This is a genomic window from Enhygromyxa salina (genome assembly GCF_002994615.1).
In the GTDB taxonomy this organism is placed as follows: Bacteria; Myxococcota_A; Polyangia; order Nannocystales; family Nannocystaceae; genus Plesiocystis; species Plesiocystis salina_A.
On sequence record NZ_PVNK01000193.1, the window covers coordinates 1 to 1,903 of the forward strand.

The 1,903-nt window shown below is 68.2% G+C and carries 1 pseudogene; it reads right to left on the reverse strand.

Features of this window, described 5'->3' with window-relative positions:
* Positions 1-1,903, reverse strand: a pseudogene (locus ENSA5_RS38035) (hypothetical protein); the annotation flags it as partial.

Consider the following 1,903-nt stretch of genomic DNA (forward strand, 5'->3'; position numbering starts at 1 on the left):
GACCTTCGCCGCCCAGTCCCCCCGACTCGGCAGCCCGCCCACGTCATCCAGCGGCCACGACCACAGCTCGCACCAATAATCCATCACCGCCCGCACCCGTCGGGTCGCGCTACCCTCCCGCTCGATCTCCCGCCCGACCAGCTCACACTCCTCGATCGTCTTCCACCGCGCCTCCAGCCCGGTCCCGACCTCCGGCCCGCCCCAGACCTCGATCGGCTGCCGGACCCGCTCGAGCACGCTCGCGCGCTGCTGCGCGTGCAGGTCCCAGAGCACATCAATCTTGCGGCTGAGCTCCTGGAGCCGCGCGACCTCGGCCTTCGTGAAGGGCTTGCTCGCCTGCTTGCGCCAGGCCTTGAGCTTGGCGATCTCCCCCTTCCACAGCTTCTTGACCACCTTGTCCTTCTCGTACGCAGCCATGGCGGCGTCGGGGACGAGGAAGTGATAGACGTGGCCCTCGGGCCGCGGCTGCCCGGGCGGGACGCGGGTCGGGGCCTTGCCCAGCCAGTTGAGCTCGCCGGTCTTCTTGTTCGGCTTGCGCATCAGATCGGCGGGGGCATACACGGCCCGCCGCGCGCCGATCAGGCTGTTGCCAACCTTGACCCGCTGGTCGAGATAGGGCGCCTCGACGCCGGGCTGGAGCACGCCGAGCCACAGCGAGACCTTGCCGAGCTCGGCGGCGAGGGGGTTGAGATCGACGCCGTAGCAGTTGTTGACCACGAAGTGATACTTCACCCGCAGCCACTCGCGCTGGTAGTCCTCGGCCGGGATCAGCTCGTCGCGCTCGGCCTGCCTGCGCTCGAGGTAGGCGTGGGCGAGCTGGCTGACGGCCTCGTTCAAGAACGCGCCCGAGCCCATCGCAGGCTCGCAGACCGTGAGCTCGAGGATCTCGGCGGCCGTCAGGGCGCCGGCGCTGCCGGGCTGGCCGAGGCGCTCCTCGAGGGTGTACTTGGTCAGGCACTTGGTCAGGACCTCGGGCGTGTAGTACGAGGCGCTCTTTTCCCGGTCGCGGCCGGCGAGGCGAAACAAGAAGCTGCCCTTGGGGTAAACGATCTTCTGGCCGGTCTCGGTCCTGCGTAGCTCGTCGTCCTCGTAGTCATCGATCGAGCTGCGCCCGACGTAGAACACCCGCGCGTCCTCGTCCTTCTTGTCCTTGGGGTTTTGGACCTCAAAGGTGTCTTCTTGGGTGAAAAAGCCGGTGTAGGAGAGCAGGCCCTCGTAGACCGCGCCGAGCTGGTTGATGCCGAGCTGGGCGTAGCTGATCCGGCCGCGCTGGCCCCGAGCCCGGCCGGCGCCGGGCCTCGACAGCGAGAGCAGGGCGATGACCTCTTGGAGCACGAAGTTGCGCAGCTTGACCGAGCTCAGGATCGGGGTCCGGGCGCGGTCGAACAGGGGGCTGCGCTGGGGGACGACGGTCAGATCCACGGCGTCGGCGAACTGGGCCTTGATGTCGCGCTGGCGCTTGACCGGCCAGCCGAGGTGGACGAGCTCGAACAGCTTGTGGAGGCTGTGGTGGATGAAAAAGCCGTTGCGGGCGTGCTCGGTGGTCAGCGGGACGAGCTCGAGGTCGCGGAGCGACTCGACGCTGAGGCCGAGGCGGTAGGCGTCGGCCTTCATCGGCACGATGCCCATGTCGCCGCCGCGGGCCTCGACGTAGAACAAGAACAGCAGCCGGTAGAGGTAGGTGACGCACTCGCGCGCGAGCTCGGCGGCGAGCTCGGGGCGGTCGAAGAGCTTCTCCTTGGCGACGGTGCGCTTGTAGTGGACGGCCTCGTTGCCGATCAGCTCGATCGCCTGCTGGACGCCAAACTTGAGGTCGGTGCTGACGGCGAAGGCGTGCTTGTGCGACTTCTCGTCGATCTGATCGAGGAGCGAGCGGCCGCCGGCGGGCAGCAAGACCTCGCGG